Genomic DNA, 21529 nt, shown 5'->3' on the forward strand with positions numbered 1-21529 from the left:
CGACCGGTACTGCGGCAGAGGGCCACGCTTCCCCGAAAGCGCACCCAGATACAGAAGGCTTCCTCGCGACGCCCGACGGTCGGGCAGTCACTCATACTGCGTGGTGTCCTTTTACCGGACCATCCGCCGTTCGAGTGGATCAGGAACAACCTCGACCTGCCACGGAGGCCCGGACCGTTGATCGACCTTCTCGCGCCCCGGTCAGCTGTTCGGCGGCAATCCCGCGAAAGGGCCGGCGCATCGGCTGACGCCGCGGTAGCAGGTGACGTACTGGAGGCCTTCGGCTGGATTTCCGGTGGTCATCCAGACACGGGCTCTGGTGGCCCCGCCGACGACGTCGGCATCGAGGGGAAGGGACGCCGGCCCGGACCTGTTGTACCAGGTGCTGGAGCTCTCGGTGTCCAGTTTGGTGGTGGTGCCCACCCAGGCATCTGCGTAAATCCGCCGGTACCCGCTGGCTTTGAACGCTCCATCGACTCCGACCGACCGGTTGTACCAGGTGACCGTGCCTTTGTAATAGCTCGCCCCGTACACGATCTCGAAGGTGCTGGTGGGGTAGCCGGCGGCGGTGGCCGGTGTCGCCGCGAAGACCATGCCGCCCACCGACGCGACCGCGGCCACGACCGCACCTACCTTCCTCGTGCGGCTTTTCGTCTTCGTAGTGTCCTTCGAACTCGGCATGACGACCACTCCCCAATTCTTCGAGTATCCGTTGTTCGGCGACACCACTCAACCGCGTGCAGGCCTTGCGGCGGAAAGCATTCGAGCCCGTTCAAATCCATCGCGACAACTGCTACCGTCGGCGCAGTGCTCACCTTGCGTGTAGACGCCGACACGGTGTCCAGGACGCGGTGGTCGCCTTCCCCCGCATCGGAGTCCATGGCGTGGCTGAAACTCACCGCCGCTTCGGGACGGCACCCGGTGTTCGGAGACCCCGGGCCACTTGCCCGTGCGTCCCTTGCCCATCCTGACGTCGCCCTGCTCGCGGACCTGTTGCCGCAGAACGGCGACACCTACACGCCTGACCTGCTCACCCCGCAACCAGGGACGGGCGGGCGGCGTCGTGACCTGCTCGACGAGCAGATCGCGCAGATCGAGGCGGCGGCGCAGGACGACTTGGAAAACCAGGTCTTCACCTACACCCAGATCCACTGGAGCAGGCCGCTGCGGGACACGACCCGCCGGATCGCGGAGTCGGGGAGGATGCAGCGACGTCTCGCCAACGGTCTCGCCCGGTTCTGGCGGGACACCCTCTCCGACGGCTGGCCCGAACTGCGCTCGATCATCGACCAGGACATCGCCCATCGCGCGACGGCCGCCGCCACCCACGGCGTCGGCCGGACGCTCGGAGCGCTCCACCCCGCCATCGATTGGGCCGGCGACGCGGTCACCATCGCCAAGCCGTGGGACGGCGAAATCGACGTCATCGGCCGGGACCTGGTCCTCGCCCCCAGCGTGCTCAGCTGGCCCGACGTCATCATCCAGGTCGATACACCCGGGCAGTTCGTCCTCTATTACCCGGCCCAACGGATCGGAACCAGCCAGGATCGCGGGGCCGGAAGTATCGCGCACGTGGTCGGCAATGCCCGAGCGGCTCTGCTGGCGGACCTCGAAACCGCCCGATCCACCACAGAACTCGCCACCCGGAACGGATACGCCCCAGGCACCGTCTCCTACCACCTCAGCGCACTGCATCGCGCGGGCCTCGTCACCAAAGCCAGAGCCGGGCGCTCCGTGTTGTATCAGCGGACCGCGCAAGCAGCACGTCTGCTGGAAGAAGCCCGCGACTGACCGGCCCACCGCGAGTCGCTTGGCGCATGACCTGAACCGGTCGCGGCCCTTATCGGTGCCCGTGTTCTTGAGACTCTTGTCGAGCCGGCTTGTTCGGCGGGCGTAGGGAGGGTGTGGCGATGTCGGAGGGGTGGGGTTCGCGGCATCACTTGATCGTGGTGGCCGATGTCGAGGGGTTCGGCGATCGGCGGCGGACAGGGCCACATCAGCGCGCGGTGCGCGATGCCGCTGGAAGTCCTGGCGACCTGCCTCCACCAACTCGGCCACACCAGCGAAGCCGTCACCTGCTGGCAGGAAGCCGCCGCCGTCTACGACGACAACGGCCGCGCCCGCGAGGCCACAGAAATCCGCCGACGTGTCCACGACGCTCTGACCCCGTTCTGACACCCACGCCGATCCACCCCTGCGCCTCAAGTTGGGTCTCACGAGGTGACGCGCGCCTACCGCCCGGCGGGCGAACTGCTAGCTTCCGCGTCATGGTGGACCACAGCGACAGCGCGGCTTTCCGGACGCTGGTGACCAACGCCGAGAGCGGCATTCTCCTGTTCGGCATCACGCCGCCTCGCCTGAGCGCCACTCCTGAACGGATCCGCGAGATCACCGCGGCCACCCTGGGACGCTTGGCCGCTCTCAATGTGGACGGTCTGGCGCTCTACGACATCGACGACGAAAGCGACCGCAATCCGGCGGAGCGGCCGTTTCCCTACCTGCCGACCATGGATCCCGCCGTCTATCATTCGGACTACCTCGACGGGTGGAACCGCCCCGCGATCGTCTACCGGTGCGTCGGCAAGTACGCCGAGGCCGAACTGCGGACCTGGCTCCGGACCGCGGATCCTGAGCGCGTGCACGGTGTCTTCGTCGGTGCGTCCTCGAAAGGCAAGCCGGTGCTGACCCGCTTGTCCGAGGCGCAGGACCTGCGCCGGGACATCCGTCCGGACATGCTGCTCGGCGGCGTCGCCATCACCGAGCGCCCCGAGGAGCACCTGCGGCTGGTCGCCAAGCAGGAGGCGGGATGTTCGTACTTCATCTCGCAGGTCGTCTACAACGCTGACGCGGCGAAGAGCATGGTCTCGGACTACTTCTACGCCTGCCGCGAGAGGCGACTCACGCCCAAGCCCGTCCTCTTCACGCTCTCGGTGTGCGGGTCGGTGAAGACACTGGCGTTCCTCAAGTGGCTCGGCGTCGATGTCCCGCGCTGGCTCGAGAACTCCCTGCGCCACGCGGACGACACGCTGGCCGAATCGTACGAACACTGTGTGGCGACCGCGCGTGACTTGGTCGCCTTCTGCCGCAAGCTCGGCATGCCGTTCGGCTTTCTCGTCGAAAGCGTGTCCATTCGCAGGGTCGAGATCGAGGCATCGGTCGCCCTCGCAGACGAACTGGGCCGGCTGCTCGAACGTGGCAGGCCATCCGAGTAAGCGGCGGTGACCGGCGAATGGATGCGCAGCCAGGTCGTGATCAACTTTTGTCAGTGTGCTGAGCCAGCTGGTCGCGGTCGCCCCGCATCAGTGATCCCGCCCTCACTCACGCCCGGGACCTGCGCGGCCCGACGATCTCTGCTCTAACGTGAGGTGAGAGTTGTCGACGGTGGTCGTGACCTGCCCACCATCCCACTGGGCACCGACTCCCCGTCTTTCGAGCCGAGGATCTTTCAGCACGCGTGATGGCGTGAGAGTGTTCCGCGCCCCTGTCTGGCGCCCGAGAAAGTCAGGTTGTCTTTCTGTGTCGAGTCTTGTGTCCCAGGTGTCGACGCGCCTGCGCGGTTCGCGTCCGTCGTGGCTGTCGCCCAAGGTCGCTCGCACCGAGATCCTCGCCGGGCTGGTGGTCGCGCTCGCGCTGATCCCGGAGGCGATCTCCTTCTCCATCATCGCGGGCGTGGACCCGAGTGTCGGGTTGTTCGCCTCGTTCACCATGGCGGTCGTGATCTCGATCGTGGGCGGTCGCTCGGCGATGATCTCCGCCGCGACCGGCGCGATCGCGCTCGTGGTCGCGCCGTTGGTGCGTGAACATGGGTTGAACTATCTGATCGCCACGGTGATCCTGGGTGGTCTGTTCCAGATCGTGCTCGGTTCGCTGGGTGTGGCGCGGTTGATGCGGTTCGTGCCGCGCAGTGTGATGGTCGGGTTCGTCAACGCGCTGGCGATCCTGATCTTCCTGGCGCAGGTGCCGGAGCTGATCGACGTGCCGTGGCCGGTGTACCCGTTGTTCGCGGGCGGGCTCGTGCTGATGGTGCTGTTTCCGAAGCTGACCAAGGTGATTCCGGCACCGCTGGTGTCCATTGTGGCCTTGACGGCGCTGACGATCGCCGCGGGCATCGCGGTCCCGACCGTGGGGGACAAGGGTGTCTTGCCTTCCTCTCTGCCGTCACTCGGTGTTCCGGATGTGCCGTTCACCTTCGCCACGCTCGGCATGCTCGCGCCGTACGCGCTCGCGTTCGCGTTGGTGGGGCTGATGGAGTCGCTGATGACCGCGAAGCTCGTCGACGACATCACCGACACCCACTCCAACAAGACCCGCGAGGCGATCGGCCAAGGTGTCGCCAACATCGTCACCGGCTTCTTCGGTGGCATGGGCGGCTGCGCGATGATCGGGCAGACCATGATCAACGTGAAGACCGCCGGCGCCAGGACCCGCCTGTCCACGTTCTTGGCCGGGACGTTCCTCATGGTGCTGTGCATCGTCTTCGGCCCGCTGGTATCGCAGATCCCGATGGCCGCGCTGGTCGCGGTGATGGTGCTCGTCGCGTTCGGCACCTTCGACTGGCACAGTGTCGCTCCGGGCACGCTCAAGCGGATGCCGTGGGGCGAGACGATCGTCATGGTCGTCACCGTGGCCGTCGTGGTGGCCACCGACAACCTCGCGATCGGCGTGGTCGTCGGCTCGATCACCGCGATGGTGATCTTCGCGCGCAGGGTCGCGCACCTGGTCGAGGTCACCGCCGTGGTCGACCCGGACGGCACCCAGGTCGACTACGCCGTCACCGGCGAACTGTTCTTCGCCTCCAGCAACGACTTGGTCTACCAGTTCGACTACGCGAACGACCCGGACAAGGTCGTCATCGATCTCACCGGCGCCCACATCTGGGACGCCTCCACCGTCGCGGCCCTCGACGCGATCACCACCAAATACGCGTCACGAGGCAAAACCGTCGAGATCGTCGGCCTGAACAAGCACAGCGCCCGGATGCACGGAAGGCTGTCCGGCGAACTCGCCGGCAGCCACTGACGCAGGCTGGACAGTGGCCACGGCTGAGGCCGTGATCAGCGCGACCAGGACGACGATGACGACAGCCACAGGTCGAGGTTGAGGGCGAAATCGATGCCCGCCCGGGTGGCGCGGTCGGTCACCGGGCGCGCGAGCCGATCGCGAAGCCGTTGCGGGTCGAGGAAAGTCCACACCGGAGCGGTCGGTGTCGCCGCCAGGTCACCTGCCTGGTCGCGGATCGCGCGGTCGTAGGCGACGTCCTGGGTAATGGGGTACGGGGCTTTGGTCCTGTTCACGACACTGGCGGGGAGCAGGCCGGCGGTGGCCGCGCGGAGGAGGGATTTCTCCTGGCCGTCGAAGGTGTGGTGTGCCCAAGGGGTGTTGAAGGCGTATTCGACGAGGCGGTGGTCGCAGAACGGGACTCGTACTTCCAGGCCGACGGCCATGCTCAGCCGGTCCTTGCGATCGAGCAGGTCGGGCAGCCACCGGGTCAGGTGCAGGTGGAACACCTCCCGCATGCGCCTCTGGATTCCGGTTTCCCCTGGCAGCACGGGAACTTCGGCCAGGGCCTGCCGATAGTGGTTTTCGCGATGGGTGGCGACGTCGAGTGCGGCGGCGACGTCCTCTCGCAGCAGAGCCTGATACGTGCCGCTGCGGCCGGTGAGATATCGCCAGGGGTAGTCGCCGGTGGTCAGTGCGGCCGGATCGTGGAACCACGGGTAGCCGCCGAAGACTTCGTCGGCGCTTTCCCCGGAGATCACCACTGTCGCGTGGTCCCGGACGGCTTGGAACAGCAGGTACAGCGAGGTGTCCATGTCGCCGGTCGCCGGTGCGTCCCGGGCGGTGACCACGGCCTGCCGGGTGGCGGGATCGGTCAGCGCCGCCGAGTCGAGGACGATGTCGCGGTGGTCGAGTCCGCAGTGGCTGACCATGTCCCGCACATAGGGGGCGTCGGGAGTGGCACGGAGCCGGTCCGGGACGAACCGGCCGTCGAAGTCGACCGAGAAAGTGCGTAACCGTCCGTGTGTGGAGCGACGGCCCAGCGCGGCCAGCGCGCTGGAGTCCAGCCCGCCGGACAACAGCGCGCCGAGCGGGACATCGGCGCGCACGTGCCGGTTTGCGATGTCTCCCAACAGGTCTCGCACGTGGTCCACAGTGCCGGGTACGTCGGCGGTGTGCGGGCGAGCCCGCAGTGCCCAGTAACGGTGTTCACGGATTCCCCGGTCGTCGACCACCACCATGGTGCCGGGCCGGACCTCGTGCACGCCTCGGAAGAGGCTGCCGCCGGGAGTCCTGACGGACGCCAGGAAGTCGCGCAACCCGTCGTCGTCGACGGCCGGGGTGATCAATCCACTGGCGAACAAGGCTTTCGGCTCGGAGGCGAAGAGGACGCCGTGGCCGTGAGGAGCGTAGAACAAGGGCTTGACACCGAGCCGGTCGCGGACGAGCAGAAGCCGTCCTCGCCGCGCGTCCCAGACCGCGAAGGCGAACATCCCGTTCAGATGTTCGGCGACCCCGGTTCCCCATTCCCGGCAGGCGTGCAGGACGACTTCGGTGTCGGTGTCCGTGCGGAACTTGTGGCCGAGCAGTTCCAGCTCCGCGCGGAGTTCGAGGTGGTTGAACACCTCGCCGGAGTAGCTGATGACCGTGAGCGGCTGATCCCGGTCATCGCTGAGCAGCATGGGCTGCTCGCCGTGCTCGGGATCCATCACCGCGAGCCTGCGGTGGCCGAGTACCGCGTTCGCGCCTGCCCACACACCCTCGCTGTCCGGTCCTCTGGCGGCCAGCGTGTCGGCCATCGCCCGGACCACGCGGCCCTTGTCCCTCAATGAGCGGGTCGGATCGACCCAGCCCGCGATACCGCACATTGCCGAAGTCCTCCGGGACCCACCATGAGACGCCGACCGGCGGCGACCAAAACGACCCCGAGTGACTACCCGAACGGCACGAATGATCACATAGAGTGCAAAGATTCCGGGTATCCGGGCCTGTCACCAACGAGTGGAAGTCAGGTCGTAACCAGCTACGGCACACGCGAGGCGGGACAGATGTCGTACGACCCGATCGCGATCATCGGGATGGGGTGCCGGTTTCCCGGCGCGCCTACCTATGGTCGGCTCTGGGAACTGCTCGGTGAGCGGGGTGACGCGGTCGCGCCGTCGGCTCCCGACGGCCGGATCGACACGGCGGATCTCTACGACCCGGCCCCACGCCGGTCGGGTCGCTTGGTCAGTCGCGCGGGCGGTTTCGTCGACTACGCCGGTGATTTCGATCCCGCGCTCTTCGGGATCAGCGAGCGCGAAGCCGCCGTCCTCGATCCACAGCATCAGGTCCTGCTGACCACCACGCACGACGCCCTCCGCGATGCGGGTCTCGCCGCGGAATCGCTTGCAGGGCAAGACATCGGCGTCTTCATGGGACAGAGCACCGGGGAACACTGGGACGCGCTCCGTGCGAACGTGACGGTGGACATGTACGCCATCGCCGGCGCCGCCGCGCGCAGCATGGCTTCGGGACGCATCAGTCACGCCTGGGATCTGCGTGGTCCCTGCGCCACAGTGGACGCCGCGTGCTCCTCGGGCACCTTGGCCGTGCATCTGGCCTGCCAGAGCCTGCGCACCGGCGAGTGCGACACCGCCGTGGCCGGCGGGGTCAGCCTCGTGCTGGGCACCGACCACACGGTCGGCTACTCCGCGGCGGGCATGTTGTCGGCCACCGGCCGCTGCAGCTTCGCCGACGAGAACGCCGACGGCTTCATCCGCAGTGACGGCGCGGGCGTGGTCGTCCTCAAACGACTGGATCAGGCGCGGTCCGACGGCGACACGATCCACGCGGTGATCCTCGGTAGCGCGCAGGCCAGCAAAGGACGGACGGCGAAGGCGATCATCGCGCCGTCGATACCGGGCTACCTCCAAGTCATCGACCGGGCCTGCGCCAACGCCGGCATCGCGCCCGAACGCCTCGGTTACGTCGAGGCACACGGCAACGCCGCTCCCACCGGGGACACCCTTGAACTGCAGGCGATCGGCACCGCCATCGGACGCCATCGGGAACCGGGGCAGCCCTGTCTGGTCGGCTCGGTCAAGACGAACATCGGGCATCCGGAGGCGGCCGGGGGAATCGCCGGTCTGATCAAGGCCGCCCTCATCGTGCGGCACCGCAGCATTCCCGCCAGCCTGCACTGTGACCAGCCCACCTCCGGCGTCGACTGGACCGGGCTGAACATCGCCGGTGTCCCCGACCAGCTCGACTGGCCCTACCCCGGCGCGGCCGTGGCCGGAGTCAGTACGTACGGGCTGTCCGGCATCTTCGTCCACATCGTGATCGGTGAACCGCCCGGCATCACAGAGCGGTCTACGGCACATCAGCCGAAGCAGCGTACAAACGATCAGGGGAGGCGTGACCGCCAGCGATCGTGAGCGTGAAGCGTCGCCTTCAACCTCGTGGTGGACTCGAGGTTTTCCCGGGGACGCCGATGGCGAGCAGGGCCGCGTCGTCACCGAGGCCGTCACCGAAGCTGCCGAGCAGTTCGGTGAGGTCGGTGATCAGCTTTTCCGGCGATACCGGCGCGAGCTCGCCGACGCGGTAGCGGAGGGCATCTTCTCCGTAAAGGGTACGGCCAGGGCCGGTGCGGGCTTCGGTGAGGCCGTCGGTGTAGAGCAGCATCGTGTCGCCCGGCCGCAGTATCGTTTCGGCCGGGGTGAACGCCGGGTTGGCCAGGAAGCCGAGCAGCATCCCGCCCGGCGTCTGGAGGTAGTCGGCGCCGCCGTCTGCGCGGGTGATGAGTGCCGGCGGGTGCCCGCCCGTGGCGAGCCGGACCCGCATGGCGCCGTTTTCGGGTTCGAGGGTGCCGAAGATCGCGGTGCAGAAACGGGTGTCACCGCCGGTGTAGCGCTGGTACAGCACGGAGTTCAGTGTGGTCAGCGTGGCGATCGGGTCGGGGTCGTGCATCGCGGCGGCGCGCAGGGTGTAGCGGGTCAGCGAGGTCACCGCCGCCGCCTCGGGTCCCTTGCCGCAGACGTCGCCGAGGAAGAACGCCCACCGGTCGTCCGCGAGCGGGAACAGGTCGTAGAAATCGCCGCCGAGCTGGTCGGGGGAGGCCGTGTGGTAGTGGGCGGCGGTCCGTAGGTTCGGCACCTGCGGCAGGGTTTCGGGTAGCAGGCTCTTCTGCAGGACCGCCAGCGCGTGTTGCAGTCGTTCCCGGTCGGCGTCCGCTTGCTTGCGCGCCTCTTCGGCGCTTCGCTGTCCGCGAAGCAGTTCTTGTTCGTACGAGCGTCGCTCGCGGGCGTCGAAGATCGTGGTACGGATCAGCAGCGGCTCGCCTCCGCCACCCCGTTTGACCACCGAGGTGACCAGCACCGGCAGCTTTTCGCGGGTGGCGGTGCGTAGTTCCAGCGCGATGCCTTTCGCTTCACCGTGCAGGTGCAGAAGCGGCGCGAAATGCGTTTCGTGGTAAAGCTTCCCGCCCACGGTGAGCAGATCGGAGAACCGCATCCGGCCGACGACCTCGTCGCGCCGGTGGCCAAGCCACTCCAGCAGGGTGCTGTTGATCTTCGCGATCGTGCCGTCCATCAGGGTGGACAGGTATCCGCAGGGCGCGTTCTCGTAAAGATCTTCGGCGCTGTCCTCCAACAAGGCGGAGAAGGCCACGTCCGTGCCCGCGTCATCGGGCTGATGTGGCGGGCAGTGCCCGCGGCGGGTCATCAACGCCGGTGTTCCAGGAACTCGAGGATGGCGTCGGTGGTCGCTTGCGGAGCGCTCAGCTGCGGGCAGTGCCCGACCGCGTCGAGGGTGCGCAACCGGCTGCTCGGCATGGACGCGTGCACGAAGGCACCGACCTCCGGCGGGGAAATCGCGTCCTGCGTGCAGTCCAGGATCATCGTCGGGAGGTCCACTCCGGCCAGATCGGCACGCGAGTCGGAGAGGAAAGTCGTGCGGGCGAACACTCTGGCGACCGCCGGATCGGTGGCGCAGAAGCTGGCGGTCAGCTCTTCGCCCAGCTCTGGCCGGTCGGGGTTGCCCATGATCACCGGAGCCATGGCCGACGACCAGCCGAGATAGTTGGATTCCAGTGATTCCAAGAGTTCCTCGATGTCCTCGGCGCTGAACCCGCCACGGTAGTCCCCGTCGTCGATGTAGCGGGGTGACGGTACGAGCAAGACCAGCGACGCGAACCGTTCGCGCGCCGCCTTCGCCGCGAGTACGCCCACCATCGCGCTCACCGAGTGCCCGACGAAAGTGACCTCGCGCAGGTCGAGCTCCTCGCAGATGTCCAGAACGTCGCGCGCGTAACCGTCCAAAGACGAATACCGCCGTTCGTCCCAAGCGGACATTTCCGATCGTCCCGAACCGACGTAGTCGAACGACACCACCCGATGGCGCTCGGCCAGTGCCGGCGCCACCAGGCGCCACATGTTCTGATCACAACCGAATCCGTGCGCGAGCATCACCACCGGCCCAACGGGCGGCCCGGCGACGACGACGTTGTTCCGTCGACTTACGTCCATACGCGCATCCTCGCATCCCGATCTGCCATGATCGAACGTAGCAACCTGCGAGCGATGCCGCCGTCTGGTTGCGGCGGCCGTGGTTTCCTGCAAGGCGGGCCGGTTTGATCGGTGCGATCCTGGCGGTATGACCGATCGGCCAGGGCCACGACGAGAACTGGAGCGGATCCGGGAGGGCTCGGGGCCGGGCGCGGGTCATTCCCGGGTCGCGTTGGGTGCCGGACCGCTTCGAGAACGGCTGCGGGCCGCGATCCTCGCCTTGGCTTTCGCGCGAGGCGCGGACAGCAGCACCTGTCCTTCTGACGCGGCCAGGGCGCTGGCGGACGACTGGCGTCCGCTGCTGCCGCGGGCTCGGGAACTGGCGCGTGAACTCGCACGGTCTGGAGAGGTGCGGCTGACCCAGCGTGGCCGGTCGGTCGATCCGGATGGAGTGTGGGAGGGGCCGGTCAGGATCCGGCTGTCTGGGCACGCGGATGGCTGAGCCGGATCGCACGCCTGACGGGCACTTCGTGGTGATCGATGGCAGGCGTTGGCGGGCCACTGATCCGGAGGTCCCGGAGGAAGCGGCGGCTCGGTTGCGCAGTCTGCTGATGCGGGCTCGCCGGGATGTGGGTGCGGCCTGCCGTGCTCAGGACGTCGAAGCGGAGCGGGACGCTCGGGCGCGGGTGCATACCGCCAAGGTCGCTTTGGGCGAGCGCGGTACTCCTTGGTGGGATCAGGATTCCGCGGAGCGGCGGCAACGGTGGCGACACGGCCTGGACCTCTTGAGCTGAACGCTGCCGTTTCCGACTGGACCGCGGTCGACAGCGCCGGCTCGGTGCGACCCTAATTCTGGACATGTAGTATCCAGAATTATGAGGATGGGTGAAGGTGTGGAGTGGGCTCTGCACTGCTGTCTGAACCTGAGCTGGCTCGATCCCGGAGCCGCGGTACCCGTGGCCAGATTGGCCGCGTTCCACGGCCTGCCGACGGCCTATCTCAACAAACAGCTGCAGGCGCTGGCCAGGGACGGGATCGTCGACTCGACCCGTGGCCCCCGGGGCGGCTTCCGGCTCGCCCGTGGACCCGAGCAGATCACGCTGATGGACGTGGTCACCGCGATCGAAGGTGCCGAGCGGGCCTTCCTCTGCACCGAGATCCGCAGACAGGGACCGAAAGGCGCGGCGCGGGACGACTACCGGAAGCCTTGCCTGATCGACCAGGCCATGCGCAAGGCGGAACTCGCGTGGCGGACCGAGCTCGCCGGGCAGACCGTCGCCGATATCAAGGTGCGGGTGGAACGAGATGCCCCCGGTGTACCCGAACGCACCCGCCGCTGGTTCACGGGCGTCCAGGACTGAATCCCAGTAAACGACACTCAGCGAAAGGCAATTCCATGGCGCACGACATCATCAACCCGGCAGGGCTGCACGATCCGGTGGGGTTCGGATACAGCCACATCGCCACCACCTCCGGTGAGCTCGTCTTCATCGCAGGGCAGTACGCCTCCGACGGCAGCGGCCAGGTCACGTCGAGCGACTTCGCCGAACAGGTCGAACAGTCGCTGGCGAACCTGCGCACCGCCCTGGCGGAGGTGGGTCTCGACTTCAGCCACGTCGTCCAGCTCCGTACCTACATCGTCGAGCATGACGCCGCCAAGCTCGAGACCATCGGCAGGCTCATCGGCCAGATCTGGGGCAAGCGGCCGCCCACGCAGACTCTCCTCGGGGTGGCGGCCCTCGCCTTCCCGGACATGCTCTTCGAAGTGGACGCCGTCGCGGTCCGGCCATAGCACTCGGCCTGCTGCGGACGATCGTCCTGGTCATCTACAACAAGGTGACCGGCCGCAAGAGCCGTCCGCGCGGGTGAGCAGGGTGTCGCCGAGTACCAGGACTCCATCCGGGTGATCACGCTTGTCGGCGGCAACGCCCTCGTCGGCAGGTGCGTGAAGCCGGTGGTGAGTCCGGATCCGCTGGACCTCGCCACCGTGAGGGAGGACTTGATGAGCATTCGGCCGACAGTGCGAGCAGGAGTCGCGACCAGGGCGGCCACGGCGGCGGTGATGGCGATGGTCGCGGGCCTGTTGATGACCGCGGCGCCAGCCGTGTCCGCGTCGACCCAGGCCATCCCACCCGACTGCAAGGTGTGGCGGAGTACGGGCTCTTGGGCGGTTTCGTCGAAGTGCACCCAGCGCGCGCACCGGGCCGCGGCGGAGTGCCGTACGCACACCCAACCTACATACCGGTGGTACTTCGGCGCTTGGGCGAACAAGAACGAGGAATCGAAGGTGAACTGCCCGCAGGACACCACGGGGCTGCGGGGGATGAGCGTGGACTACCCGGACTGATCACGCGTCACAGGGACCAGCCGGTCGAATGTCCACGGTCGACGTTCATCGACCGTGGACATTCGACCGGCTTTCCCCATTCAGGCTGCGCGACGGCAAGTCGATGTCTGCCCGGATCGCCGCGCGCGGCGTGTTGTTAGGCCGATCGTGATCAGGGTTCACTCGTCCTGGTCACCCTCCCCGAACGGGGTTCCGGAAGAGGTGTGACTGCGAGATCCTCGACCTATGGCGACGGAGGCGAAGGTTGATGACGCCGAGTGGCGTGCACTGCTGTGGCGGGAGATGGCGGCGATCGAGCAGGCCAAGAGCACACTGATGCGACGGCACGAGATCGACGATCACACCGCGGCCTCCTTGTTGGCATTGTGCGCCGAGGAAGGCGGTGTGGAGTTTGCCGAAGCCGCGCGGTGCCTGAAGTGAGCGCCTTTGTTCGGGTGGTGGCCCCGCCTGGGCAGGAAAGTGCAGCCATCGTCATCGGAGGCTCAGGTGATGCCGCGACGATCGGCCGGTTTGAGGGGCGGCCGGATCGGGAAGCATGCGGTCATGTCCAGTGGAGTGGATGAACAAGCTGTCCCGGCAGAACGGCGACACCGACGCAGACGCTGGATAGCGGGTCACGGTGGAGTGATGACCGCCGTTCCGGCCGCGGTCTTCGGCGCGTTGGGTGCGTGGTACGGCTCCGCGAGCGACGCCGAAGTGGGTTGGTTGAACCCGGTGACGGGGGGTGTCATCGGCGTGCTGTTCGGCGCACTACTGGGTTTCGGGGTGTCGATGGAGTCCCGGGAGCCGAAACCGAAGGGTGCGCGCCGAGTCCTGGTCATCGTCGGGCTGGTGTTCTGCGCCGCGGTAGCTGTGGGAATGCGGTATCTGCGCTTCCGAACGTGACCGTCGATTTCTCCTCCGACACCGAAAGCGAGCAACAGTCGCCGAACGGCGGCGATCTCACCTGACCGTCCGGTCATCTGGCGTTCTGCGCGTTCAGCCTGGTCCGTGAACGTCTCCACCGTCGGTGTCTTCTCCGCTGCGAAGGTGTCTTGCCGGCGCTAATGTCACCGGCCTGGCAGCCCGCTTCCGGAAGGACACCAGCTCCGTGCACCAAGAGACGACGTCCGTCACGACCCCCGACCTCGGCTTCGGCTGGGGAGCCTCGGGCCTGATCTTCACAGTGCTCATGATCATCGCGCTGTGGAAGGTGTTCACCAAGGCCGGGCGGCCCGGCTGGGCGGCGATCATCCCGTTCTACAACGCCTACACGCTGCTGAAGGTCGCGGGGCGCTCCGGATGGTGGCTGATCCTGTTGCTCATCCCGGTGGTCAACATCGTCATCGCGATCATCGTCTCGATCGACGTCGCGAAGGCATTCGGCAAGAGCGGCGTCTTCGGGTTCTTCGGCCTGTTCCTGTTCTCCATCATCGGCTACCTCATCATCGGCTTCGGCCAAGCCCGCTACACCGCCCCACCCGCCGCCAACGCCTGAGGTCCGCGGATCAGGACAGCGTTCCGGCACGCTCCTCACCCGCGACCACGGTCAACCGGACCTTGGTCTGCAACAGCGAGTCAGCGCCCTCGGCGAACGGATCACGGTCCAGCACCACGAAGTCCGCCGCCAGCCCCGGTGCCAGGCGCCCGGTCAATCCCTCCCACCGGCACGAGTACGCGGCGTGCCGGGTGCCGTGCGCGAGGGCGTCGGCCATGGGCAGGGCGTACTCCGGGATGTTGGGCGGCAGCCCGGGATCGGACGCCGATCGCCGGGTGGTGGCGATGAACATGTTCGGCAGCGGCGGGTGGGGCGCGGTCGGCGCGTCGGAGCCGAAAGCGAGCACCGCGCCGGCGGCGGTCAGCTCCGGCCACGGGTATCCGCGCCGCACGCGGTCGTCGCCGAGCACCGCCCGCCAGTTGTCCTGGATCGCCGGGTCGGCGTGCACCGGCTGCATGGACGCGACCACGCCGAGCCTGGCGAGTCGGCGCACGTTCTCTTCGGTCACCACCTCGACGTGCTCGAGCCGGTGCCGCCGATCGCGCGGCCCGTTGACCTCGATCGCGTGCTCCAGCGCGGAAAGCGCGATGTCCGACGCCTCGTCGCCGATCGCGTGCATTGCCACCTGCAACCCGGCCGCGTCCGCCGCCGCCACGACGGGGGACAGCGCGGCCAGGTCCCAGATCGGCCCGGGGTGACTGCCGTCGGCGAACGGGGCCTTCATCGCCGCCGTACAGCTGTCGATCACGCCGTCCACCAGCAGCTTGATACCGGTGACCCGCAACCACGGCCCGGACAGCCGCCCGGCCAGCTCCGCCGCCCGCCGGACCTGCCGCAGATCGTCCTCGGTGCTGCCGGTCCGCTCGACCAGCCAGTGCCCGGCCACCCGCAGCGGCAACCGGCCGCCGCCGCGGGCCAGTGCCCGCTCCAGCGCGTCCAGGTCGTCCTGCCCCAGCCCCATGTCCACCGCGCCGGTCACGCCGTCGGACAGATACTGCTCGAACGTCGAGGCCAGTGCGGCGTCGCGCTCGTCGTCGCCTGCTTGCGCGTCGAGGAACCGCCGCGCCAGCTGCAACGCGGCCGCCTCGTACAGCATGCCGTCCGGCTCGCCCGCCTCGTCGCGGCCGATCCGGCCGCCGATCGGGTCGGGGGTGTCCGCCGTGATCCCGAGTTCCCGCAGCGCGGCGCTGTTGACCCACGTCGAATGCAGGTCGTTGGCGGCGAGGTAGACCGGGCGGTCCGGCACGGCCGCGTCGATCATGCCGCGGTCCGGTCCGCGGCCGTCCAGCGCGCCGAACAACCAGCTGCGGCCCAGGATTCGTGGCGTGCCGGGGTCGGCGGCCGCCGTCTCCCTGATCCTGGCCTGGATCTCGGCCACGTCGGCGGCGTCGAACAGGTCGACCTGCCGCAGTGCCTCACCCATCCCCAGCAGGTGGGTGTGCGCGTCCACGAAACCGGGCAGCACGAACGCCCCGCCGAGGTCCACCAGCCGCGCGCCGTCGGCCAGACCGTCGGCCGTCGCGGTGTCGCCGACGAACTCGATCGACTCCCCGCGCACGACCATGGACTCCGCCCACGCGGGCTCGTCGGCGGTGAAGATCCGGCCGCCCCGGTAGTGGACCTGTTCCGGCTTGCTCACTGTCACTCCTCGGGTGAACGGTCGAACGACGAACGCGTCGCCAGGACGTAGATCAGCGATGGGACGATCAGCCCCACCGGCAGCGACAGGTCGATCCCGCCCATCAGCTCGGCCAGGAACCCGATGTGCACGCCGGGAACGGCCAGGAACTCGATGGCGAACGCGGCGCCTGCCACCAGCGCGGCGAAACCGGCCCAGTTGACCCCGCCCCGGTACCAGAACGGGCTGCTCCGGCCGAGATCGCTGAGCGCGTGGCCGTCGTACCGGTTGCGCCGCAGCAGCAGATCGGTGACGTAGATGGCCATGATCGGGGCCAGCACCGCCACCATCATCTGCAGCATCCGGCTGACCGTGTCCAGGAAGTTCGAGACCAGCAGCGCGTACATGGTCAGCAGGATGCTGACCGTGCCGTAGAACAGCACACTGCGCGACCGGCGGACGCGCATCCCGATCGCCTGGAGCGCCAGCCCCGAGCTGTAGATGATCAGCGCGTTGTTGGCGATCGCGCCCAGGATCATGGCGATCAGGAAGATCGGGGAGAACCAGCCCGGCAGCAGGCCGGTGAGTGCGGTCTGCGGGTCGCTCATGTCCAGTGTGGTGGCGGCGACCGCGCCCAGCGCCGTGCACAGGACGCTGGGCAGGTACGCGCCCGCCGCCGTCCAGCCGACGATGGCCGACGGCTTGGCGGTGCGCGGCAGATAGCGGGCGAAGTCGGCGCTGGTGCTGTAGGACAGCGGGGCCGAGGCGACCATGGCCAGCCCCGCGGCCAGCGCCGCCCATAGATCGGGTCCCTGGAGTTCCTGCGGCGGCCGGTGACTCCAGTCGGCGTTGCCCAGCACGAAGAACGCCAGTACCGCGAACACCACCGCGAGTGCCGCGGCGAGCGGCATGTACAGCCGGATGATCGTGGCGTGCCCGTAGACGCTGATCGCCAGCGTCACCGCCGCCACGCCGACGATGACCAGCGTCTTGCCCACCGTGCCGAGTTCCAGGCCGAACCTGGAGCACAGGCTGAACGCCGTCACCGACGCGGCCGACAGGCTCAGCGCGACGTAACACACGGAGATCAGCGAGCCGTTGAACGTGACCAGCACCCGGTTGCCGCGAACGCCGTACATGGTCCGGGTGATGACCGAGCTCGGCGTGCCCGCGGCCGGGCCGCTGACCGAGATCAGCCCGACCAGCACCCAGAACAGGTTGCCGACCAGGATCACGCCGAGTGCCTGCCACAGGCTCAGGCCCAGCACCACGAGCGCGCCGCCGACCACCAGGCTGAGGTAGCTCACGTTCGGTGCGGCCCACACGCCGAACAGGTCGCGCGCCCGGCCGTGCCGCTCCTCGTCGCCGATGACGTCGATGCCGTGCGTCTCGATCCGGGTGGCCTGTGCGGAAACGGGTTCGGGTATCGCTCTACCGGCGGGGTCTTGGATCACGGCGGGGCCTCCAGCGGTGTCCTCTTTGGACTGAGTGTCTGTTGGTGAACCCGCGTCCGCGATCGACGTCGGCAGGACGCTGCCTGGTCTTCCACGCCCGCGTTGGCGGGTAAGGCGTCCTGCCACCGCGATAGCGGGGCCTTCGGCCGGGGCGGGTTCACACTTGGTCCTGTTCGCGGGTCCATCTCAGCTCTGCTAACTGGCCCTGAGACGTGGGTCACGGGGTGTGGGGACGGTAGGGCGGTCCGCCCGGTCACGTCGATGGACGCGGGGTTGAACTTTGCGCGTGACGGTGGACACTGCGTCCATGCCGCTGACTGTCGCCGCCCTGCTCGCCGTGCGCGAGCTCCGCCTGACCCTGGTCGCCGGAGAGGGTGGCCGGGACCGGGTGATCGAGGCCGCGCACGTCTCGGAGCTGGCCCGCCCCGGCGAATGGCTGCAGGGCGGGGAACTGCTGATGACGGCCGGTGTGGTGCTGCCGACGGACCGGCGGTCCTGCCGGGGTTTCGTGCGGGACGTGGTCGAGGGCGGCGCGGCGGCGCTGGCGTTCGGCGTCGGTCACGGCCAGCCGCACCGGGAGCCGCCCGGCGAGCTGGTGGCCGCCGCCGAAGCCGCCGGGCTGCCGCTGCTCGTGGTGCCGGACGAGGTGCCGTTCATCGCGGTCACCAAGGCGGTGTTCGCCGCGCTGGCCGCCGAGGACCGGCGCGCCCTGGAGCACACCGTCGACGTGCAGCGCAGGCTCACCGTCGCGGCGACTTCGGGCGGTGGCCTGAACGCGATCCTCAAGGTGTGGCTGCACGCGACCGGTCGTGCCGCCGTGGTGACCGACCTGCTCGGCCGCGAACTGGTCGCCGTCGGCGAGTCCGCGTCCGCCCTGCTCGCCGCCGGGAGCACGGTGCTGGACGAGGTGGGCGCCCGCGGGTTGCTGGGCAGCGCGTCGGTCGCGGCGGACGGGCTGACCGTGGCCGTGCAGCCGATCGGCGCCCGGCGGCTGCGCGGGCACGTGCTGCTCGCCCGGCCGCCCCAGCCACAGCCGGGCACGCTGGACGCCGCGCTGGTTTCGTTGCTGACACTGGAACTGGAGCGCAGGCACCTGGCCGACGAACCGCGACGGCGAGCCGGTGCGGAGGCGCTGGCCCGGTTGCTGGACGGGCTGCCCGACGATCGGGCCGAGTCCGTCCTGACCGCGTTCGGGCTGGCCGCGTCCTCGGTGCGCGGCCTGGCGGTGGTCGCCGGGACAGGGGAAGCGAACGACCTGGCGGCCGATCTCGCCCTCGTGCTGCCCGGTGGCCTCGTGCGGTGGTCCGAGGACACCGTGGAGGCGCTGGTCGTCGACGAAGTGGAGGTGACCGCGCTGCTCGACCGGTTCGCGCCGGGGCGCCCGGCCGGCGTCGGCGCGGCACTGCGGCCGGGCTCGGCGGCCGTCTCGCTTCGGCAGGCACGGGCGCTACTGGCCACCAGCGTTCGTCTTGGCCGTCCCGCCGAGGCCGGGGAGCACAGCACCAGCAGGCTGCTGCTCACCCTGGGACCGCCGGAGCTGCTGGCCTCGTTCGCCGACACCGTGCTGGCGCCGGTCGACGCCGCCGACCAGCGGGAGCAGCTGCTGGCCACGTTGCGCGCGTGGCTGGACGCCAACTCCGCCTGGGACGTCACGGCGCAGCGCCTCGGCGTGCACCGGCACACCGTGCGCAACCGCATCGACCGGATCGAGCAGCTCACCGGCCGGACGCTGACGACCGCCTCCGCGCGCTACGAGCTGTGGCTCGCGCTGGAGGCCCGGGACGCGCTCGCCTACGCCGACACCGGAAGGGATTCGCCGTCGCGTCCACATTGACCGGCCAGATTGGACTTCGCGTCCATCGACCGGGGCGGGACGGCGCACGTACGTTGCCGGGCACGCTGACAGAAGGCAGGTGTTCGATGGGTTCTCCGGAAGTCGATGTCGTGATCGTGGGCGCGGGCTTCGCCGGGCTGACGGCCGCACGTGATCTCGGCTCGGCCGGGCGATCGGTGCGCGTGCTGGAGGCGCGTGACCGGATCGGCGGCCGTACCTGGTACCGGACCGACCTGTTCGACGGAGTCGGGCTGGAGATGGGCGGTACGTGGATCGTCCCCGAGCAGACCTTCGTCACCGAAGAGGTCCGCCGGTACGGGATCGCGGTCAGCGACAGCGAATTGCCCGCCCGGATGACCTGGTCGGATCGCGGCACCGTGCTGAAGTCACTGCTTCCGGTGCCGCCCGGCGAACTGGAGGACCTGGAACTCGCGGTGCGCGCCCTGGTGGCGGCCGGCGCCCGGCTCGACGTGGACAGCCCGCTCTCCGGACAGGGCCTGGCCGACCTCGACGTGCCGATCCGGCAGTGGGCCGACGAAGCCGGTTTGAAGGGCAACGCGCGGGAACTGCTGATCTCCTGGTTCTGCGGCTGCGGCAACGCTTCCGCCGACACCGGCTCCGCGCTGGACATCCTGCGCTGGATCGCCGCGATGGGCAACTCCGTCTGGGGCATGGTCCGGGCGAGCGTGCTCGGCCGGACCTTCGACGACGGGACCGTCTCGCTCGCGACGGCGCTGGCGGAGGACGGCGGTGCGGACATCCGGCTGAGCACGCCCGTGCGGTGGGTGCGCCAGGAGGCGGACCACGTCGTCGTCGGACACGACGGCGGAGAGGTCACAGCGCGGCGGGTGCTGGTCACCGTTCCCATCGGCGTGCAGCGGCACATCGAGTTCACGCCCGCGCTGTCCCCGGCGAAGCTGGCCATCTCCACCGAGAACCACGCCGGGCAGGGGCAGAAGGTGTGGGCGCTGGCCCGCAACGTGCCGGACGACCTGAGCGGATACGGCTGGGGTACCGAGTTCGACTACGTGGGCGCGATGTACACCGTGCCCGAGGGCGTCGTGCTGGTGTGCTTCGCGCCCGAACACGACCGGGTGGACGGGCACGACGTGGCGGACGTGCAGCGGGCGGTGCGCGAGTTCGCGCCCGAGGCCGATGTCGTCGCCGCGACCACGTACGAATGGGTGGACGACGAGTGGTCGCGTGGCACCTGGACGACCTTCCGGGCCGGGCAGATTTCCCGTTACGAAGGGGATCTAGCCGTGCCGGAGGGCTTGGTGCACTTCGCCGGTGCCCACACCGCCCAGCGGTGGCCGGGTTTCATCGACGGTGCGATCGACAGCGGTCGCCGCGCCGCCGCCGAGCTGCTTGCGGTGCTGTGACGACCCGGTCGGTCCGCTCGAGAATGCCATTCTCCGAATCCGATATTCGGAGTAAGGCTTCGAATCCGGCGTCGCCGCGAGTCCTGTGACAGTGGGTCGCGGCCGGGGACCCGATCAGGACTTCGGTGCTGCCGGAGGATGGAGCCCTGGCGGTGAGAACGAAGACCGAGAGTGTCTTCGGTACGGGTCCGGTATGGGCGCTGCACGTCGGCGAAGCCGAAACAACGTGCTTTCGGGCATTCCGGCCCTGTTCGGTGCTGGTTCACACTTTACGGTGGCGGCCGGGTTCTTCGTGTATTTCCTCGATGCCGCCGCTGGCATAGTCACGACCGAACATTTCGCCATTCCCTTTCGCTTCGAGTAAAGGATGGTTCCTTGATGTCGACGGATGCCCTCGAACGTGTCACGCTCATCTTCACTTTGTTCGACCGCAACGGGAACGGGCATCTCGAAGCCGAAGACTTCGAGATCATGGCCGCCGACGTCGTCGAGGCGGCACCCGAATCCGGCGCGGCGGCCAAGGACGCGATGCGGGCGGCGTTCCGGCAGTACTGGCGGACCCTGGCCGAGGAACTGGACGTCGACCGCGACGGTGAGATCACTTTCGACGAGTACACCGCCGTCGTCCTGTCGCCGGAACGATTCGACTCGACCATCAGGGTTTTCGCCGAGTCGCTGGCGGCGCTGGGCGACCCGGACGGAGACGGTCTCATCGAGCGCCACGTCTTCCACGCGCTCATGACGGCGATCGGCTTCGAACGGGCCAACATCGAGGCGCTCTTCGACGCCTTCGGCCCCTCCGCGTCAGACCAGATCACCGTTTCGACCTGGGTAGCCGGGATCAGGGACTACTACAGCCCCTCGAAGACGGGCATCCCCGGCGACCACCTGGTCAGCGGCGCGCCCACGGCCTGAATCCGGAATCCGACCAGC

General features: G+C 68.5%; 23 protein-coding genes. 17 read left to right on the top strand and 6 right to left on the bottom strand.

Going from position 1 to position 21529, the window contains the following annotated elements; all coding sequences use genetic code 11:
- Positions 1 to 201: 201 nt before the first annotated feature.
- Complete coding sequence (locus ACZ5IK_RS30555; RefSeq protein WP_465490863.1) at positions 202 to 621, bottom strand: hypothetical protein; 420 nt, start codon at positions 619 to 621, stop codon at positions 202 to 204.
- 186 nt (positions 622 to 807) lie between these two features.
- Here ACZ5IK_RS30555 and ACZ5IK_RS30560 point away from each other — a divergent pair, with 186 nt between their 5' ends.
- The 4 genes from ACZ5IK_RS30560 (at position 808) to ACZ5IK_RS30575 (ending at position 5019) form a co-directional block, all read left to right on the top strand.
- Positions 808 to 1791, top strand: coding sequence for an ArsR/SmtB family transcription factor (locus ACZ5IK_RS30560; protein ID WP_465490864.1), 984 nt, complete (start codon positions 808 to 810; stop codon positions 1789 to 1791).
- A 165-nt stretch (positions 1792 to 1956) separates the two neighbouring features.
- Positions 1957 to 2175 (top strand): hypothetical protein, encoded by a 219-nt coding sequence (locus tag ACZ5IK_RS30565; RefSeq protein ID WP_465490865.1) that lies wholly within the window; start codon positions 1957 to 1959, stop codon positions 2173 to 2175.
- 92 nt (positions 2176 to 2267) lie between these two features.
- Positions 2268 to 3212 carry a methylenetetrahydrofolate reductase gene (locus ACZ5IK_RS30570; RefSeq protein WP_465490866.1) on the top strand — a complete coding sequence of 315 codons (945 nt, stop codon included), beginning with the start codon at positions 2268 to 2270 and terminating at the stop codon, positions 3210 to 3212.
- Between the two features lie 316 nt (positions 3213 to 3528).
- Positions 3529 to 5019 carry a SulP family inorganic anion transporter gene (locus ACZ5IK_RS30575; RefSeq protein ID WP_465491012.1) on the top strand — a complete coding sequence of 497 codons (1491 nt, stop codon included), beginning with the start codon at positions 3529 to 3531 and terminating at the stop codon, positions 5017 to 5019.
- 35 nt (positions 5020 to 5054) lie between these two features.
- On the opposite strand, the gene asnB is transcribed toward ACZ5IK_RS30575, so the two are convergent.
- Complete coding sequence (gene asnB / locus ACZ5IK_RS30580; protein WP_465490867.1) at positions 5055 to 6866, bottom strand: asparagine synthase (glutamine-hydrolyzing); 1812 nt, start codon at positions 6864 to 6866, stop codon at positions 5055 to 5057.
- A gap of 180 nt (positions 6867 to 7046) precedes the next feature.
- Between asnB and ACZ5IK_RS30585 the strand changes: the two genes are divergently transcribed.
- Positions 7047 to 8417, top strand: a complete 1371-nt coding sequence (locus ACZ5IK_RS30585) for a beta-ketoacyl [acyl carrier protein] synthase domain-containing protein (RefSeq protein ID WP_465490868.1) — start codon at positions 7047 to 7049, stop codon at positions 8415 to 8417.
- A gap of 16 nt (positions 8418 to 8433) precedes the next feature.
- Here the strand turns inward: ACZ5IK_RS30585 and ACZ5IK_RS30590 are convergent, their stop codons facing one another.
- Entirely contained in the window at positions 8434 to 9702 is a 1269-nt protein-coding gene (locus tag ACZ5IK_RS30590; protein ID WP_465490869.1) for a PP2C family protein-serine/threonine phosphatase, read from the bottom strand.
- A complete protein-coding gene (locus ACZ5IK_RS30595; RefSeq protein ID WP_465490870.1) occupies positions 9702 to 10505 on the bottom strand; it encodes an alpha/beta fold hydrolase in 804 nt (267 codons plus the stop codon). Before ACZ5IK_RS30595 ends, ACZ5IK_RS30590 begins: the two co-directional genes overlap by 1 nt.
- Positions 10506 to 10632: 127 nt before the next feature.
- Here ACZ5IK_RS30595 and ACZ5IK_RS30600 point away from each other — a divergent pair, with 127 nt between their 5' ends.
- From ACZ5IK_RS30600 to ACZ5IK_RS30635, 8 genes are all read left to right on the top strand, one after another.
- Positions 10633 to 10986, top strand: coding sequence for a DUF3253 domain-containing protein (locus tag ACZ5IK_RS30600; protein WP_465490871.1), 354 nt, complete (start codon positions 10633 to 10635; stop codon positions 10984 to 10986).
- Entirely contained in the window at positions 10979 to 11278 is a 300-nt protein-coding gene (locus ACZ5IK_RS30605) for a hypothetical protein (RefSeq protein WP_465490872.1), read from the top strand. The genes ACZ5IK_RS30600 and ACZ5IK_RS30605 overlap by 8 nt, the downstream gene beginning before the upstream one ends.
- Before the next feature lie 87 nt (positions 11279 to 11365).
- Positions 11366 to 11845, top strand: a complete 480-nt coding sequence (locus tag ACZ5IK_RS30610) for an RrF2 family transcriptional regulator (protein WP_465490873.1) — start codon at positions 11366 to 11368, stop codon at positions 11843 to 11845.
- A gap of 35 nt (positions 11846 to 11880) precedes the next feature.
- Complete coding sequence (locus ACZ5IK_RS30615) at positions 11881 to 12276, top strand: RidA family protein (protein WP_465490874.1); 396 nt, start codon at positions 11881 to 11883, stop codon at positions 12274 to 12276.
- 111 nt (positions 12277 to 12387) lie between these two features.
- Positions 12388 to 12831: a hypothetical protein gene (locus tag ACZ5IK_RS30620; protein WP_465490875.1), complete on the top strand. Its 444-nt coding sequence runs from the start codon at positions 12388 to 12390 to the stop codon at positions 12829 to 12831.
- Between the two features lie 225 nt (positions 12832 to 13056).
- Positions 13057 to 13251: an ANTAR domain-containing protein gene (locus ACZ5IK_RS30625; RefSeq protein ID WP_101609178.1), complete on the top strand. Its 195-nt coding sequence runs from the start codon at positions 13057 to 13059 to the stop codon at positions 13249 to 13251.
- A gap of 207 nt (positions 13252 to 13458) precedes the next feature.
- Complete coding sequence (locus tag ACZ5IK_RS30630; RefSeq protein WP_465490876.1) at positions 13459 to 13716, top strand: hypothetical protein; 258 nt, start codon at positions 13459 to 13461, stop codon at positions 13714 to 13716.
- A 205-nt stretch (positions 13717 to 13921) separates the two neighbouring features.
- Positions 13922 to 14308, top strand: a complete 387-nt coding sequence (locus ACZ5IK_RS30635; RefSeq protein ID WP_465490877.1) for a DUF5684 domain-containing protein — start codon at positions 13922 to 13924, stop codon at positions 14306 to 14308.
- A 10-nt stretch (positions 14309 to 14318) separates the two neighbouring features.
- Here the strand turns inward: ACZ5IK_RS30635 and ACZ5IK_RS30640 are convergent, their stop codons facing one another.
- A complete protein-coding gene (locus tag ACZ5IK_RS30640; RefSeq protein ID WP_465490878.1) occupies positions 14319 to 15947 on the bottom strand; it encodes an amidohydrolase in 1629 nt (542 codons plus the stop codon).
- A gap of 2 nt (positions 15948 to 15949) precedes the next feature.
- Positions 15950 to 17380: a purine-cytosine permease family protein gene (locus ACZ5IK_RS30645; RefSeq protein ID WP_465490879.1), complete on the bottom strand. Its 1431-nt coding sequence runs from the start codon at positions 17378 to 17380 to the stop codon at positions 15950 to 15952.
- Positions 17381 to 17687: 307 nt separating this feature from the next.
- On the opposite strand from ACZ5IK_RS30645, the gene ACZ5IK_RS30650 reads away from it, so the two are divergent.
- The 4 genes from ACZ5IK_RS30650 (at position 17688) to ACZ5IK_RS30665 (ending at position 21511) form a co-directional block, all read left to right on the top strand.
- A complete protein-coding gene (locus tag ACZ5IK_RS30650; protein WP_465490880.1) occupies positions 17688 to 19214 on the top strand; it encodes a PucR family transcriptional regulator in 1527 nt (508 codons plus the stop codon).
- Between the two features lie 86 nt (positions 19215 to 19300).
- Positions 19301 to 20596 carry a flavin monoamine oxidase family protein gene (locus ACZ5IK_RS30655; RefSeq protein ID WP_465490881.1) on the top strand — a complete coding sequence of 432 codons (1296 nt, stop codon included), beginning with the start codon at positions 19301 to 19303 and terminating at the stop codon, positions 20594 to 20596.
- Between the two features lie 193 nt (positions 20597 to 20789).
- Entirely contained in the window at positions 20790 to 20960 is a 171-nt protein-coding gene (locus ACZ5IK_RS30660; protein WP_465490882.1) for a hypothetical protein, read from the top strand.
- 14 nt (positions 20961 to 20974) lie between these two features.
- On the top strand, positions 20975 to 21511 hold the full coding sequence (locus ACZ5IK_RS30665; protein ID WP_465490883.1) for an EF-hand domain-containing protein: 537 nt from the start codon (positions 20975 to 20977) through the stop codon (positions 21509 to 21511).
- The last annotated feature ends 18 nt before the right edge of the window (positions 21512 to 21529 follow it).

It is taken from the genome of Amycolatopsis sp. NPDC031561 (genome assembly GCF_055580625.1).